We start from the raw sequence: 15,804 nt of genomic DNA on the forward strand, positions 1-15,804 counted from the left end.
GACACATGGATCTTGAACTGAAGGGCAAGAAAGTCATAGTCAGCGCGGCGACGCGCGGGCTGGGCCGCCGCATGGTCGAACGTTTTCTGGATGAAGGCGCGATTGTCAGCTTCTGTGGCCGTCGCGCGCGCGGCGAACAGCCCAATCCCAGCGATGAAGAGGTCTTCGCCAATCCCTTGCACGGCGAAGGGGTCGAAGAGGCGGTCGCGGCGCTATCCAAGCGCGGCACGGTATTCGGCTCAGTCGTCGATTGCGGCTATTTCGATCAGGTCACGGCCTGGGTCGAACAGGCCGCCAAGGACATGGGCGGGATCGACATCGTTGTGTCCAACGCCAGCGCTCTGGGCGGCATCCCGCGCAGCCGCAAGGGCTGGGACATTAATTACAATGTCGATCTGATGTCGGCGGTGGCGATGTTCGACACGGCGCTCCCCTTCCTCAAGGCCGCGGGCAATGGCGCGTTCGTCCAGATGTCGACGATCACCGCGATCGAGAACCACGCCTTTGGCGAGGCTGGTCTCAGCTATGGCGCGATGAAGGCCGCGCTGATCAATTACACCCATCAACTGGCGCAGGATTACATGAAATTCGGCATCCGCTGCAATTGCGTCTGCCCCGGCCCGATTTTCGTCGAGGATGGCAGCTGGGGCTTTTTGCAGGAAAATATGCCCGATTATTATGAGTCCAATCGCCTGCGGCATCCCGCTGGCCGTTTCGGTCGGCCTGACGAGATTGCGGACGCGGTCCTCTATCTCGCCTCGGCGCGGGCCTCGTGGATCACGGGGGTCAACCTCACCGTCGATGGCGGCTTCACGAAAAACGTGAAATATTGACGCACGCGGACGCGCCACGAATGCGACTGATCGCGGCGCGTCCCTGCCCCCAAAGCCTCTGGTGCAACGGGTTCCTTGCAGATAAGGGACAATTATGACGGATACAGCCCAGCATAAGGCACAGATGAAGGCATATCTCGGCGTACTCCCGTTTGAACGGGACCCGGCGGTCTGGCTGGCCAATTCCTCCAGCTATGTCATCCCGCACCAACAGCGCAGCCGGTTGGCGCTCGAACGCATCGTCGCGGCCTCGCTGCGCCTCTTCGCGGCCAAGGGCTTTGAAGCGACCAAGGTCAATGAAATCGCGCTTGAGGCGGGCGTGCCGATCGGCACGGTGTATCAGCGCTTTGCCGACAAATCAGCGATCCTTCAAACCATTATCGAAGGCTTTCGCGCCCTGCGCATGCGGGAAATTCGGGGGTTTATCAGCGCTGAACAAACCCTCAAGGCCAGTCCTGCCGAGGTGGTGACGCTGCACGTCAACATCATCTTCAGCTCGTTTCGCACCGATGCCGGGCTATTGCGCCTGATTGAGCGCCGTCGGCTGGAAGATCGCCAGACCCATCTCGATCAAAGCAACGCAAATGATGAAGTCGCGGCGATGATCGCGGATTTGCTGATCGCCAAATTGCCTGATCGGGCCCCCGCGACATTGCGCCAACAGGTATTCTATCTGCACAGCATCATTCGCGGCGCGGTGGTATGGGCGGCGCTGCCCGATTGTGGCGAGCTTGGCGAAGGACTTCAGCTTAGCGACCCCGGCTTTGCCGCAGCCGCGCTAGAAATGGCGCTCGCTTATCTGGGGCTTGATGACCCTCATGACAAAGCGAGCGCGTAAATCAGGCCATCAAAGTACCGGGGTCGGCAAGCTCTTGTCCTTGCTCATATAATATTCGACCCATTTGTGGAAATGCTGGTTGCCGAGCTCATTGCGCCCGAAAATGACATGGGATGCCGCAGATGAAGCCAGACCGCGCTGCACCTTCAGACCCGCGCCATAATCTTCACGCTCGACCACGCCGCTCAGGAAGTCGGCCATTTCATTCAGCTTGACGATTTCGTCCGCCGACGGATTGGGATCGCGGCCAAGGAAATACATGATCGTCCGGCTGGCTTCTGGCGTATTGCCGGGGATCATCTGGGAAATCTGGATGATTTCCGGCGCGGCGAAGATCGAGACATTCGGGAAGAATGTCCGCACGAAATCATAGCCGTCCGTCTCGCATTCGCCCCATTTTTCCGGTGCGACCTTGCCCAATTGCTCCAAAATCGAACGCTGTGGATAGCCGACGCGCAAATGCGGGCCAAAGGCATCGAACTGCATCACATTGGAAAAAGTGCGCAGGTTGATCGTTTCGGGGTGCGCAGCAGCGAAATGATAGCCTTCGAGATAGCCATCATAAGCGACCTTCCAATTCGGTCCCTGAATTTCACGGGTACCGACGAAATACGCACCCGCCAGATTCAAATAGGCCATGTCATCGGCCATCGGCCCGACATGGTTTTCGAAATCAGCTTCCTGCCCCGGCGTCAGCACGACAAAGATAAAGCCATGGCGTTCAAACACTGGCAATTGGGTCAGCGCCAGTTCTTCAGGCTCGACCTGACCGAATTTGCTGCGTTCGGCCACAGCGATGAGGCTGCCATCCGCATTATAGGTCCAGCCATGATAAGGGCAGGAAAAGCGGCGGCAATTGCCACTGCCTTCTTCGGCCAGCAACATCGCGCGATGCTTACAGACATTGAGCATCGCGCGCAGGCTGCCATCCTTCTGGCGCGTGATCAGCAGCGGCTGACCGACATAATCATAGGCCTTGTAGTCGCCTGGATTGGGAATTTCGGCGCTAACGCCCGCCAACAAGGGCAGACGCATGAACAACGTGTCGATTTCCCCCCGCCAGATGGTCGGGTCCAGATAATGCGCCGAAGGCACCCGCATCACATCGGGCGCCATATCGGTGGTGCCCGTCTTGACCAGTTCCACCAATTGCTCGGCGACGCGGCGGTTGTCATCCAACTTGTTCATACTGCATTCCCTTATGTCAAATCGACCGCCCAGCGCGCCGCTGGGCTTTGAGTTTAGACCTTAAAGCGGCACGCCGCGTGGATTGAGCGCATCATAAACCTGCACATTCATGCCGGTCATCAATGGGCCGAAACGTCCAAAGAACGCCTGCGTCCCTGCGGTCTGGAGGTGGGTCTTGAGCTTTTCCTCGCTCTCCCACATCTCCAGCACATTGACCAGACCCGCCGCGCGGTTTTCGACCAGCAGCGAATAATGGATGCAACCGTCTTCTTCGCGCACGCCATCGACCATCGCCGCGACTGCGGCTTCAAATTCGTCGATATGCGCAGGCTGCACAGACATCGACCCTGCTACGAAAATCATCATCTATTCCTTCAAACAGGGAAAAACTTACCAGGCAGCCTGACCATGGGGCAGCGACGGGCCAGTCAGCCAGTTACCGGTAATGCCGATGTTCACCTTGGTGCCCTTGGCGACTTCGGTGTTGAATTCCGGCGTCACGAACATGATGCGGTTCGGTGCCCAGACCGAGCCGAGAATCTCTTCGACTTCGCCCAGTTCAAGACCGACCTTCGCCAGCATTTCCTTGGCCTGTTCCTTGGTGCGGCCACGAATTTCCGGGACATAGGCTTTGGTCGGATCTTCATGGATCGGCAGGACGCGCTTCGTTTCCTTCTCGGCTTCGATCTTGGCGGCTTCTTCGTTGAAGGCCGGGCCATAATAATCGACTTCCCAGTCGAACGAGATCATGTTTTCGAGAATGTCAGGCAGGAACGGCGTCATGCGCACATGCGACCAATGCGACATATAACGTTCCATCGCTTCATAGGTGTCGATATCGCAGCAATTGGCGAAATCGAAATCGCCGCTGTGATAGCGCGGTTCGCGGACGCACAGACCATGGCTGTAATCGCGCACCTCGGGATTGAGATGCGACAATTTCTTCACCTCGGTCAAAAAGGTGTCGATCTTGTCCTGCGGGGCATCTTTCTTGAACTTGATCATGACGACGTGACGGATCATTTGCATCTCTCCTTATTTCATTACGTGTTCGACTATATCGCCTTTTCAAAGGGCGGCATTCCGGTCACGTCCAAGCAGGGATGCAATGATGCGCCAACGGGCATGTGCCGCCGGTGCGTTACCTCCCCCAGATTGCCCGAAGATATGATCTCATCAAGCAAGCGGCTCAAACGCGCTTTTATTTATGATGGCGATCATATGAAGATGACAGATCAGCTGTCAGCCCGCCATTGTAACAGGTGAGCTTATGAAAATTCCCTGATTTGCACGAGTCACGAGACGCGATCTATCTCAACTCAATGCGTCGAGTTCCGCGGCTAGCAGCGCCCGTAACCGTTCATCCGGCCAGCCCTCCGGATCGAAGCATGCCTCCAGTGATGCCCCTGCCACCACCGCCAACAGGCGATAGGCCGCGGTATCGAGGTCGAATTTGCACACGCCCTGCGCATCGCCATAACGAAAAGCAAGCATCTGCCGATACAGACCAAGCGAATCCTTGGCCGCGCGCGACCGTTCCGCCGCATATAAAGGATCGAGATGCACGCGCCCCCAAAAGCTCATCCACACGCGCCAGTTTTTCTTGCTCTCCGGCGAGATCGGCATAATCGATTCAAAGCATGTCTGGAGCGATTCCCCAGCCTCAAACGCCGCCATCATGCGATCACGCGCCCTGAGGTTCGCAACTTCATATACTTTGAACAAGAGCTCGCTCTTGTTATGAAAATAGTTCGAAATAATAGCCGTGCTATATCCGGCAGCGGTCGCAATCTCTTTGAATGTCAGCGGCTCAATGCCAATTTCAGCAACCAAATCAAACGCGATGGACGTCACCATCTCCCGCCGCTCTTTTCGATCTACGACAATCGGCACCTTCAATACCCTCGTTTAGTTATATATTCTTGCGATTACGACACAATTTATATTCAATAACATAGCCATAGGGTACATCACCCCATATCATGATGGCACATGGCACTCTTCCATTTTAATATGACAGCTATCATATTATATAGCTGCCGACGTTGACGCAACAAAGCAAGATGCAACACGCAACTACTGCCTTGTCAGGTCACAAGGTGGTCGTGCGGGTAGCAGCCACAACCGTCCCGTTTCCACAGTTGGATCAGCGGCACGCCCCTGTTTTTAACCAGTTTGAAGATGTATCTTTTCGTTTCATTATTAAATGCATGGGCAGCAAAATAATCATGCGCCCGACACATCATCACGGGGGAAGATGCGATGAATTTCCGGACAAGATTCAAGATGCGCCACGGCCTGATGGCTGTTGCTGCGCTCGCGCTCATCGCCCCCTTCACGCCTCGGCTTTTGCATGCCGCGATAAATGCTGCCCAGTCGGGTATCCCAAGCGCCGACACCGCGATTGTCGGAGACGTGCGCTCCGACAAGGAAGGTGCGATGGAGGGCGTGCTCGTCATCGCGCGGCGCAGCGACAGCCCGGTGCTGATCGCCGTCACCTCGGATGCTCAGGGACGCTTCAGTTTCGCCCGCGAAGATCTCAAGCCCGGTAAATACGACATCACGATCCGCGCGGTCGGCTATGCACTTGCCCCGACACAGGTAACAGTCGGCGCCAAGCCAGCAGCGCTCCCCCTCCAGCTGACCGCCGTCACGGACAATGACACGCTCGCCTCGCAATTGACCTCGCTCGAATGGCTCAACAGCTTCCCCGGCACCGACGCCCAAAAGGACGTCATGATCCGCAACATGGTCAATTGCGCCTTTTGCCACTCGCTGGAGCGAGTCGCGCGGTCCAGCCATGACGCGACAGACTTCCTGTCGGTGATGCAGCGCATGCTGACCTATGAAACCGACCATTCATCCGCCGATCGTATCCAGCTCGCTTGGCCGCCACAGCCTACCGAAAATCTGCAATGGTTTGGCCGCGATGCCAAACCCATCGCCGACTGGCTCTCCACCGTCAATCTGAGCAATGGACGCACGGATTGGTCCTATCCACTGAAAACCCTGCCCCGCCCGACCGGCGAGGCGACCAAAGCGGTCGTGACCGTCTACCCGATCCCGCGCGAGATGAGCGTGATCCACGACCTCGACGTCGATTCCAAGGGCAATGTCTGGTATGGCAATACCGGCTGGGACTTCATCGGCAAGCTCGATCCGAAAACCGGCAAGTTCAGCGAATGGGCATCGCCTAACGCCTTGCCTGCCGCCCATGCACCCGGCACCGACCGCATCATCGGGGTGCAGGATATTCAGGTCGATGGCGAGGATAATGTCTGGGTCGCCATCGGTGGCACCAAACATGCCCGCTTTAATCCGAAAACCCGCAAATGGCAGACATTCGACCTGCCGGTCGTTTGGAAAAACCCGTTCCTTGGGCCCGTGCGCCCAGGTGAAACCGGCCTCTGGGCAACAGGCCTCGGCGCACCGCCCGAGGGTGAAAAGCGGCATGAGCAAGCATTCCGGCTCGATATCAAGACCGGGCAATTGTCGAAGGGCATCACCCTGTTCGACGACATGCCCGCGCCTAATGACCCGACGCATAAAAATCCGCTGAACTATTGCTATATGATGGATCAGGACGCCGATGGCGACTTCCTCTGCACCGCGCCGGAACCATCGGGCATTGTCCGGGCCAATGCGCACACCGGCAAGGCGCGGTTTATTCCGACGCCCACGCCCATCGCCTATCCGCGTCGCGGTTATCGCGATCCGCAGAACCGCTTCTGGTTCGGCGAATTCTATGCCGACAAGATCGGGGTGATCGACCTCAATAATGATGTCATCCGCGAATATCCGGTCGGGGTGAAATGGATATCGCCTTATTATGCCCGCCCCGATGCCAAGGGCCGGATCTGGGTATCGGCCACCGGGTCGGACCGGTTGCTGCGGCTCGATCCGAAGACGGGCGAGATCGTACAATATCTGATGCCGGTCAGCTATGACGCCCGCAAGGTCGTGGTCGATGTCCGCGCTGCCAAAACCACCATATGGTTGCCGAACAAGAATGCTGCCCAACTTGTCCGCATCGAAATCCCGGATTGAGCGCGACATAGGGCTTTAGGGCTTGGGGGGGGCAGCCGATCCGGGCGACCCCTAACCATAATATCAGGCTATCTAATCATCATGCCCGCAGTGATACCTAAGACCGACAAGCCCCAACAAAAGGGCGCAAAATAGAATCGTCAGGAGAGACGCCCGCCATGAACCAGACAGCAACTGCTATACCCGATCATGTCGCGCCGGACCGCGTGGTGGATGTCAACATCTATGCCCTGCCGGGGATGGAGCAGGACTATCAGCAATCATGGCGCAACCTGCAGGAAAGCGTGCCCGACATCATCTGGACGCCGCAGAATGAAGGCCATTGGATCGCGATGCGCGGCGACATCTTGGCCGAGGTCCAATCCGATTATAAGCGCTTTTCCAGCCGCATCATCATCATCCCCAAATCCATCGGCGAAATGCACGGGCTGATCCCGACGACGATCGATCCGCCGGAACATCGCCCCTATCGGGTGCTGCTGAACGATAGCCTCGCCCCGTCCGCCATTCGCGGCATGCATGATGCGATCCAACAGACCGTCATCGAATTGGTCGACAGCTTTGTCGCGGACGGTCGCTGCAATTTCACCGAACAATTTGCCCGTATCTTCCCGATCCGCGTATTTATGAAGATGGTCGACATTCCGGAAGAAGACGCGCCCAAAATTCGCCTCTGGGCGGAAAGCATGACCCGGCCCGAACCGACCATGTCGTTCGATGCCGCCAAACAGGCTTTTTACGATTATCTCGGCCCGATCCTCGAACAACGCCGCGCCCATCCGGGCGACGATCTCATCAGCCGGATGATCACGGCGGACATGGGCAATGGCCCGATGAACCATGATCAGGCACTGGCGATTTCGACCCAGATATTGATCGCGGGCGTGGATACGGTCGTCAATTTCCTCGGCTTCGTCATGCTGTATCTGGCGGAACATCCAGAAGCCTGCGCCGAACTCGCTGCCGATCCGGCCAATATCCTGCCCGCCACCCATGAATTGTTCCGCCGCTTTGGTCTGGTGACGATTGCCCGCACGGTGCGCGAGGACATGGAATTTCACGGCGTCCAGTTGAAGGCCGGGGAACTGGTCTGCATCCCGACGGTCGTCCACGGCATCGATGATCGTAATTTTACGGACCCGATGAAAGTCGATTTCAAGCGCCCCCGCACCCGCCATTCCGGCTTTGGCAGCGGGCCGCATATGTGCCCCGGTCAGGAATTGGCGCGGATGGAAATCGCGATCACCATCGAGGAATGGCTGAAACGCATCCCGCATTTCCGGATTGCCCCTGATGCCGACACCCATTGCAGCGGCGGCATTGTCGGCAGCATCAATCGCCTGTGTCTGGAATGGGATCTTTAAACGGTCGCGCGCACTTGGCACATTACAGAGTGTAGGCCTTTCAATCATCGGCCTAAGCAACAGATCACGTACACATTTGAACCACGAAGGAAGCTAAAATGGATTTGGGACTCTCCGGCAAAAAGGCAATCGTCACCGGCTCCACGCGGGGCATTGGTCGGCGCATTGTGGAAAGCCTGCTGGCAGAAGGTTGCGATGTCGCCATCGGCGCGCGCAAGGCGGATGAAGTCGAACAGGCGCTTGGCGAATTGGCTGGCCGTCCGGGCAAGGCCGTGGGCGCAGCCGTCGATGTGATGGATGGCGAAGCCTATCAGCGCTGGATCGCCGACATGGGTGACAAGCTCGGTGGCATCGACATTTTCGTCCATAATGTCTCGGCAGGCGGCAGCATGGATGGCGAAGCGAGCTGGCGCAATTGCTTTGAGGCCGATGTGCTGGGCGCGGTGCGTGGCGTCGAAGCGGCCACGCCTTATCTCGAAAAATCCGGTGAAGCATCGGTGATCTTCATCGGTACCACCGCCTCGGTTGAAACCTTCATGGCACCGATGGCCTATAATGCGCTCAAGGCGTCGCTCATCACTTATGCCAAGCAATTGTCGCAGCATGTCGGCGCGCAGGGCATCCGCGTGAATGTCGTCTCGCCGGGGCCGATCTACTTCAAGGGCGGTGCCTGGGAACAGATCGAACAGGGCATGCCGGAATTGTACGACACCCATGTCGCCCTCCACCCGACCCATCGCATGGGCAAGCCGGAAGAAATCGCGCGCGCCGTGACCTTCCTCGCCAGCCCGGCAGCCAGTTGGATCAACGGCGTCAATCTCGTCGTCGACGGCGGCTATACCAAGCGCGTTCAGTTCTAAACCGCATATTCGGGACTGCTGCCGCCGGATCGGCGGCGGCGGTCCCTCGCGGAAAAATACGTCATTAATTACAATTATAAAATGACATACAAGGGAATGTGCGATGCCGAATAACCGGACCTTGATCTTGCGATCTCGGCCTGAGGGCATGGTCAAGGTCGAAGATTTTGAAGTCGTCGACCGGCCAATGCCGACACCGAAGGATGGGGAAATCCTCGTCCAGAATTATTATGCATCGCTCGATCCCGGCCTCCGCAAGATGCTGGGTGCCACCGATGGCTATTGGATTCCGACGCCCTTGGGCGAGCCGATGGCGACGAACACCGTCGGCAAGGTGCTGGAATCGCGCCACCCGGATTACAAGCCGGGCGATCTGGTGACGGGGACGGCCTATCTTCAGGAATATACGGCCTATGCGCCGGGTCCGATGACATGGAAGGTCGATCCCGCCTCGCGTTTGTCGTTGAGCAACAGCCTCGGCATCCTCGGCGCAACGGGTCTCACCGCGTATGTCGGCTTGTTGGAAGTCGGGCGTCCGCTCAAAGGCGAATCCGTGCTGGTATCGGGCGCAGCCGGGGCCGTCGGCTCTGCTGTCGGCCAGATGGCGAAAATCAAGGGCTGTCGGGTCGTCGGCCTTGCGGGCGGTCCGGAAAAATGCCGACGCCTGATCGAGGAATTCGGCTTTGATGGCGCGATCGATTATAAGGGCAAGACGCGCGAACAGCTCACCGCCGAAATTCGGGCATTATGTCCGCAAGGCGTGGATGTGTATTTCGAAAATGTCGGCGGTATCCAGCTCGATGCGGCGCTTGCCTGCATGAACTGGGGCGGACGCATTCCGGTGTGCGGACTGATCTCGGAATATAATCAGACCATAGATGCGGAACCGATGGTCAATCTGTTCTCGATTGTCGGCAAAGTGCTGCGGGTCGAAGGTTTTCTCTCCTTCACGTTCAAGGACATTTTCCCCTGCGCGTTGCGCGAGATCGAAGAATGGATATTGAGCGGCAAGCTCGTCTATCGCGAACATATCGCCGATGGCATCGAGGCCGCGCCCGCGACCTTCATCACCCTGTTCACCGGCCAAAATGACGGCAAAACCGTCGTCAAATTGGCCGATCCAACGCAAATCTAACTAACCTAAACCCCATTTTTAAACAGGAACTTATCTCATGAAAAATCGTCGCATCGTCTTGGCCTCGCGTCCCACCGGCATTCCGACCCCGGAAAATTTCACGCTGGTCGAAGCTGATATCCCCGAATTGGAAGATGGTCAGGTCCTGCTCGAAAATCAGGTCTTTGCCATTGATCCCGCCGTGCGCGGCATGTTGGACGATGTGAAAAGCTATATGCCACCGGTGCAAATTGGCGGCCTGATCCCGACGATGGTGCTGGGCCGCGTGATCAAGTCGCGCAACCCCGCCTTCAAGGAAGGCGATTACGGTCGCGGCTTTATCGGTTGGGAAGAATATTCGGTCCTCAACCCCACCAGCGTCGCATTTGAAAACGTCAAGATCGACCCGACCATTCCGCTGACCGCCTATATGGGTGCGCTCGGCTGGTCCGGCATCACGGCCTATGTCGGCCTGCTCGACACAGGCGCGATGAAGGCGGGCGATGTCGTCGTCGTCAGCGCCGCCGCAGGTGCCGTTGGTAGCGTTGCAGGGCAAGTCGCCAAGCTGCGCGGCTGCCGCGTCGTCGGGATCGTCGGGTCAGACGAAAAGGCCGAAATGATCACCAAGGAACTCGGGATGGATGCCGCCGTCAATTACAAGACGGCCCCCGATCTCGAAGCCGCGATCAAGGCTGCCTGCCCGGATGGCATTGATCTCTATTTCGACAATGTCGGCGGCAAGACGCTCGACACGATTTTGCCGCTGATGAATGACTTCGGGCGGATTCCGGTGTGCGGCATGATCGCGAACTACAATCACCAGACCGAGCCTTATCTCCTGCGCAACATATGGCAGGTGCTGGTCCATCGCATCACGATGCGCGGTTTCCTCGCTTATGAAGCCGTCGACATGCTGCATGAGGCAGAAGATCAACTGGCCGCATGGTTCAAATCCGGCGAACTGATCGCCACCGAAAATGTCAGCACCGGCCTCGAAAGCACGCCCGCCGCATTCATCCGCCTGATGGCGGGCGAAACCTCGGGCAAAACCTTGGTCCGGTTGAACGACCGCATCACCACCTTGGGATAATCGTCAAATGACCAACACATTGACGCAAGATGACCTGACGCGGATTCGTCGAATGTTCGACGAATCCGCCATTCGCGATCTGCTCACCGATTATACCGATGCGGTCGACTGGATCGATTGGCAGGCGATGGACAAGATCTTCTGGCCTGATGCCATTCTGGACTACGGCTTTTGCAAGGGTGATACGGCGGCCATCATGCCGATCGTTGTATCGCTGGAGGAAAGCTATCGCCGCCGCCTCCACATGCTCGGTATGCCGCGTATTCATCTCGATGGCGATCAGGCACGGGCCGATGCCTGTTCCGTCATTGTCGCACGTACGGATAATGACGGCGGCGGAGTCGATGACATTTTCTGGGGCCGCTATCTGTTCACCGCAGAACGGCGTGGCGATGTGTGGCGGCTGTCGAGCCTCACCTATCTCCTCAATCTTCTCGACAGTCGCCAACGCGACAGCGACGACCGTGACGGGCCGGTACTCATGGCGGACGACCTCACGCCCGACCATCCCCACGCCCCGCCAAAGGCGACAACGAACTGAATATCGGATGCAACCGCGCCACCCACATAAAGGATAGACAATGGATCTTGGTCTGAATGGCGCGGTGGCGCTGGTTACCGGCGCAAAAGGCAATATCGGACAGGCGGTTTGCTCCGCGCTCCGCGCTGAGGGCGTGCAGGTCATCGCCACCGATATGGCGGTGGGCGCGCCCGAGGCCGGACTGGAATGGCATAAGCTCGATGTGACGAATGAACAGGATTGGCAGCGGGTAATCGCTGCGGTGCGCGCCAAATATGGACGGCTCGATATTCTGGTGAACAATGCCGGGATCGCGCCGACCGACCGGATCGACACGATGCCCTTGGCCGATTTCCGTCGCGCCTTTGACATCAATGTCGCGGGCGTATTTCTCGGCACGCAGGTCGCCTCCGCGCTGCTGGCCGAAAGCGGGACCAAGCGCGAAGGTGGATCGGCGATCATCAACATTGCCTCTGGCGCTGCCGACAAGCCCGCCGCCTTTAACGCCTGCTATTGCGCGACCAAGGCCGCCGTCTCGATGTTCACCCGCGCCACGGCGCTGGAATTTTCGACCTTGGGCATGCCGGTGCGCGTCAACGCCGTCCATCCGGGCGCGGTCGCCTCCGACATGATGGATTCGATTGTGGCGCGCTATGTCGAGCTGACGGGCCGCAATAAGGATGAGCTGAAAGCCGCGATCAACACGGGCCACCCGATGGGCCGCATGGTCGAACCGGCGGAAGTGGCGGATGCGGTTGTGTTCCTCGCCTCGCGCGCGGCGCGTTACACCCATGCGGGTGCGCTGCATGTCGATGGCGGGCAGGCGAACACCTGATGCGCTTGCGGGGCGAATAATAACGCCCCGCATCGATCGCGGAACTGGCAAAAGCCTGAGCTTTTAATAATCACTTTATAGTTTCTAACTTAGTCACAACAGCGCACAAATAATGCTGCTGGTCACAATTGGAAGGATCTTCACATGGAGTCGGGAAAGTCATTCAACCCCATGGCCGAGTGGCAGAAGCTCGTGACCAAATGGGAGCATCAGATCAACGATTTCTCCACCAAAATCAGCCAGCGCGAAGAATTCAGCGCGATGATGAACGAGACGTCCAAAGTCTCTCTCGTCGCGCAAAAGCAGTTTTCCGAATATATGGATAAATTGCTGAAAACGATGCATGTGCCTAGCCTTTCCAAGATCGGCGAGATCAATGACCGGCTCGACCGGATCGAAGAGAGCCTCGATCGCATTGCGCAGATGCTGGCCAATACTGGCGCTGCGGCCCCGGCGTCGAAGGCCGATGCCCCCGCGCCTGCCCGCACCAGAAAACCGGCCAAGAAGGCCTCATGACCGAACAAGCGCCATCAGAGGAAGATGTTGCCGAACAGGTTCGCCGCGAAGTCGAGCGGGCGATCCAGCGCAACATCAAGGGACTCGAATTCCTCACCGCGCCCAAACAGCGCGTGGGCGCGATGGCGCGGGAAGAACTCATCCGGCGCGGCACATTTTCGCTCTATCATTATTGCGCGGTAGAGAGCGAGGTCTATCGCACACCTGTGCTGATCGTCTCGCCGCCGAGCAACCGTGGCTATATTTTCGATCTCGCGCCCCAGCAAAGCTTTGTCGAGTTTCTGCTCGGCCAAGGCTTCGACATTTTCATGATCGACTGGAATCCGCCGCGCAACAATGAAAAGCACCTGAAAATCGAGGATTATGTCTTCGACTTCATCACTGAAAGCGTCGCCAAAGTAGAGGCCGTGACTGGCCAATCGCAGGTGACGTTGCTCGGCTATTGCATGGGCGGCACGCTGGCGCTGATCTATGCCGCGCTGGATGGCGGCACGCATGTCCGCAATCTCGTGTTGTTCACGACCCCGGTTGATTTTACCGGCATGACCCTGTTCAAAAACTGGGCGAACCCGGATTATTTCGATGTCGATGATGTGGTCGACCGGATCGGCAATATTCCGCCCGACATGATATTGAGCGCGTTCGACATGATGCGACCGGCGAACCGCACGGCGGGGGTGCTGCATCTGTGGACCAATATGCTCGATGACAATTACGTCAGGTCTTATCGGATGTTCGACCGATGGGCAGCGGAAACATTGGCATTGCCGGGCGAATTTTTCCGCCAGATCGTCAAGGACCTGATGTGGGCGAATGCTTTGTGCAAGAATGAACTGGTCATCGGTGGCCGTAAGGTCGATCTGCGCGACATCAAAGTCCCGACAATCAGCGTCATCGCCCAGCACGACCATGTCGTCCCCTTCCCCGTCGCCCATCCGATCATGGAATTGATCGCATCGACCGATAAGGAAGAAATCGTTACCAAGGGCGGCCATGTCAGCGTCGTTTCCGGCCCCGGCGCCGTCAAGCGGGTCTGGCCCTCCATCAACAACTGGCTTGGGGAGAGATCCTGTTGACCCAATCGACCACGCGCATACCCTATAACATTCAGAGCGGGGATGCCGAGATACAGCTGCGTTTTCTGGCCGATGATGATGCCGAGGCGATCCTCGCCTTCGCGCAAAGTATCCCGAAGCATGACCTGTTGTTCCTGCGCCGCGACATCCGCAATCCCAAGGTCGTCGCCGCCTGGATCAACCAGCATGATCGTGACATGCTACGGACGATTTTCGCGGTGTCCGGTGGCAAAATCATCGGTTGCGCGGCGCTTGCCCGCGATGAACTGAGCTGGTCGATGCATGTCGGCGATATCCGCATCCTGATCAGCCCCGATGCCCGTGGTTCGGGCCTTGGGCGCATCTTGCTCAAGGAATTGCTCGCGCTCGCCGCCGATATGTCACTGACCAAGGTGACGGCCAGCATGACCCCCGATCAGGTCGCCGGGATCGCGATGTTCGAGGATGAGGGTTTCGTGCCGGAAGCGCTGCTGCGCGACCATGTCCGCGATCCGTCCAGCGGGAATCTGAGCGACCTTGTGGTATTCAGCCTGAACCTCGAACGCGCAGCATCCCAGCGCACGGTGTTCGGTTCGCCGGAAGCGTAAACAAGATCAAGCGAGGGTCGGGGCGGACAAGCCTCGACCCCGCCCTGTCATCACCAGAAAATGGCAGTCTTACCAGATAAACGGCACCGGCGACGGCCCCTCAGGCGCCTCATAAGGCGCCCATTCGCCCTCCGGCTGCGCCAATCGGTCGGCGATGATATGATAGACCGCCGGATGGACGACCAGCCCGAAATGGCTGGAATGCACCTCGACATTTTCGGTCAGCTCATGCGGATGTGCCATGCAATTTTCCCATGCCGCGATGCCATCGGTCTTGCTGTATACCGCCGTTGACGGCACTTCGAGCGGCAGACCGCCGGTGCGATAGCGTTCATCGAGATGTTCGCTGCCGACCTGATTGCCGCTCAACAATTCATAGATAAGCTTGACGTTCGTCGCATGCGGATTGCCGCCAAAGGGGCTGCCGAGCGTGATGACCTGACGGACCGCCTGCGGGTCGCGCCGCGCGGCCTCCCGCGCGATCACGCCGCCAAGGCTCCAGCCGATCAGGCTCGCCTTGCGCCCAGTGCTATCGAGGATGCGGTCCAGCTGATGCGCCACGCGTTCACCATTATAACCGACGGTGCGGTGATCGAAATTGCGCCCCAGCCCCCAAGGCTGAACATCATAGCCCTTGGCGGACAGGAAGTTCCGCAACAGCACGGTGGAGCTATCGCTGGTCGCAAAGCCCGGCAACACCAGCACAGGATGGCCATCGCCATCCGGCATATTGGCGAGAAACGGCAGGTAAAGCGCGAGACTCACGGATTCCATGGAGGTTCGCATAAATTCCATCCCCGTCAGTAACAGCGAAGGTGGACGAATATCTGAATGGGCAATCATGATGCGATCCTTATTCTTGATATGGACCACAACACATCTGCGCGCAAATCACAACAATATTGCACTATCGCCATTTTCCGACTCTGCTAGAAC

The 15,804-nt window shown here is 57.9% G+C and carries 17 protein-coding genes; 12 read left to right on the forward strand and 5 right to left on the reverse strand.

Features of this window, described 5'->3' with window-relative positions; all coding sequences use genetic code 11:
* Nucleotides 1–5 precede the first annotated feature (5 nt).
* Both K6117_RS07270 and K6117_RS07275 read left to right on the forward strand, forming a co-directional pair.
* On the forward strand, nt 6–833 hold the full coding sequence (locus K6117_RS07270) for an SDR family NAD(P)-dependent oxidoreductase (RefSeq protein ID WP_221793383.1): 828 nt from the start codon (nt 6–8) through the stop codon (nt 831–833).
* A 94-nt stretch (nt 834–927) separates the two neighbouring features.
* A complete protein-coding gene (locus tag K6117_RS07275; protein WP_246604930.1) occupies nt 928–1,671 on the forward strand; it encodes a TetR/AcrR family transcriptional regulator in 744 nt (247 codons plus the stop codon).
* 9 nt (nt 1,672–1,680) lie between these two features.
* On the opposite strand, the gene K6117_RS07280 is transcribed toward K6117_RS07275, so the two are convergent.
* The 4 genes from K6117_RS07280 to K6117_RS07295 form a co-directional block, all read right to left on the reverse strand.
* Nucleotides 1,681–2,859: an aromatic ring-hydroxylating oxygenase subunit alpha gene (locus tag K6117_RS07280; RefSeq protein ID WP_221793385.1), complete on the reverse strand. Its 1,179-nt coding sequence runs from the start codon at nt 2,857–2,859 to the stop codon at nt 1,681–1,683.
* Between the two features lie 60 nt (nt 2,860–2,919).
* Entirely contained in the window at nt 2,920–3,225 is a 306-nt protein-coding gene (locus K6117_RS07285) for a putative quinol monooxygenase (protein WP_221793387.1), read from the reverse strand.
* A gap of 24 nt (nt 3,226–3,249) precedes the next feature.
* Nucleotides 3,250–3,882, reverse strand: a complete 633-nt coding sequence (locus K6117_RS07290; protein ID WP_221793389.1) for a Dabb family protein — start codon at nt 3,880–3,882, stop codon at nt 3,250–3,252.
* 291 nt (nt 3,883–4,173) lie between these two features.
* Nucleotides 4,174–4,716 (reverse strand): TetR family transcriptional regulator C-terminal domain-containing protein, encoded by a 543-nt coding sequence (locus K6117_RS07295; RefSeq protein ID WP_221793390.1) that lies wholly within the window; start codon nt 4,714–4,716, stop codon nt 4,174–4,176.
* Nucleotides 4,717–5,121: 405 nt separating this feature from the next.
* Here K6117_RS07295 and K6117_RS07300 point away from each other — a divergent pair, with 405 nt between their 5' ends.
* From K6117_RS07300 to K6117_RS07345, 10 genes are all read left to right on the forward strand, one after another.
* Entirely contained in the window at nt 5,122–6,906 is a 1,785-nt protein-coding gene (locus K6117_RS07300; protein ID WP_221793392.1) for a carboxypeptidase regulatory-like domain-containing protein, read from the forward strand.
* 158 nt (nt 6,907–7,064) lie between these two features.
* Nucleotides 7,065–8,270, forward strand: a complete 1,206-nt coding sequence (locus K6117_RS07305; protein ID WP_221793394.1) for a cytochrome P450 — start codon at nt 7,065–7,067, stop codon at nt 8,268–8,270.
* A 98-nt stretch (nt 8,271–8,368) separates the two neighbouring features.
* Entirely contained in the window at nt 8,369–9,130 is a 762-nt protein-coding gene (locus K6117_RS07310; RefSeq protein ID WP_221793396.1) for an SDR family NAD(P)-dependent oxidoreductase, read from the forward strand.
* Nucleotides 9,131–9,233: 103 nt separating this feature from the next.
* A complete protein-coding gene (locus K6117_RS07315) occupies nt 9,234–10,265 on the forward strand; it encodes an NADP-dependent oxidoreductase (protein WP_221793398.1) in 1,032 nt (343 codons plus the stop codon).
* A gap of 37 nt (nt 10,266–10,302) precedes the next feature.
* Nucleotides 10,303–11,334, forward strand: a complete 1,032-nt coding sequence (locus tag K6117_RS07320; RefSeq protein ID WP_221793400.1) for an NADP-dependent oxidoreductase — start codon at nt 10,303–10,305, stop codon at nt 11,332–11,334.
* A 7-nt stretch (nt 11,335–11,341) separates the two neighbouring features.
* Nucleotides 11,342–11,875 (forward strand): nuclear transport factor 2 family protein, encoded by a 534-nt coding sequence (locus tag K6117_RS07325; RefSeq protein ID WP_246604931.1) that lies wholly within the window; start codon nt 11,342–11,344, stop codon nt 11,873–11,875.
* Between the two features lie 40 nt (nt 11,876–11,915).
* Complete coding sequence (locus K6117_RS07330; RefSeq protein WP_221793402.1) at nt 11,916–12,689, forward strand: SDR family NAD(P)-dependent oxidoreductase; 774 nt, start codon at nt 11,916–11,918, stop codon at nt 12,687–12,689.
* Between the two features lie 144 nt (nt 12,690–12,833).
* Nucleotides 12,834–13,205 carry a hypothetical protein gene (locus K6117_RS07335; RefSeq protein ID WP_221793405.1) on the forward strand — a complete coding sequence of 124 codons (372 nt, stop codon included), beginning with the start codon at nt 12,834–12,836 and terminating at the stop codon, nt 13,203–13,205.
* Complete coding sequence (locus K6117_RS07340; RefSeq protein ID WP_221793407.1) at nt 13,202–14,281, forward strand: alpha/beta fold hydrolase; 1,080 nt, start codon at nt 13,202–13,204, stop codon at nt 14,279–14,281. The genes K6117_RS07335 and K6117_RS07340 overlap by 4 nt, the downstream gene beginning before the upstream one ends.
* A complete protein-coding gene (locus tag K6117_RS07345; RefSeq protein WP_246604932.1) occupies nt 14,278–14,868 on the forward strand; it encodes a GNAT family N-acetyltransferase in 591 nt (196 codons plus the stop codon). Before K6117_RS07340 ends, K6117_RS07345 begins: the two co-directional genes overlap by 4 nt.
* Nucleotides 14,869–14,937: 69 nt before the next feature.
* Here K6117_RS07345 and K6117_RS07350 read toward each other — a convergent pair whose 3' ends face one another.
* Nucleotides 14,938–15,711, reverse strand: coding sequence for an esterase/lipase family protein (locus tag K6117_RS07350; RefSeq protein WP_221793409.1), 774 nt, complete (start codon nt 15,709–15,711; stop codon nt 14,938–14,940).
* Nucleotides 15,712–15,804 lie beyond the last annotated feature (93 nt).

Origin of the sequence: Alteraquisediminimonas sediminicola, from assembly GCF_019740335.1 — a bacterium.
Classification (GTDB): domain Bacteria; phylum Pseudomonadota; class Alphaproteobacteria; order Sphingomonadales; family Sphingomonadaceae; genus Alteraquisediminimonas; species Alteraquisediminimonas sediminicola.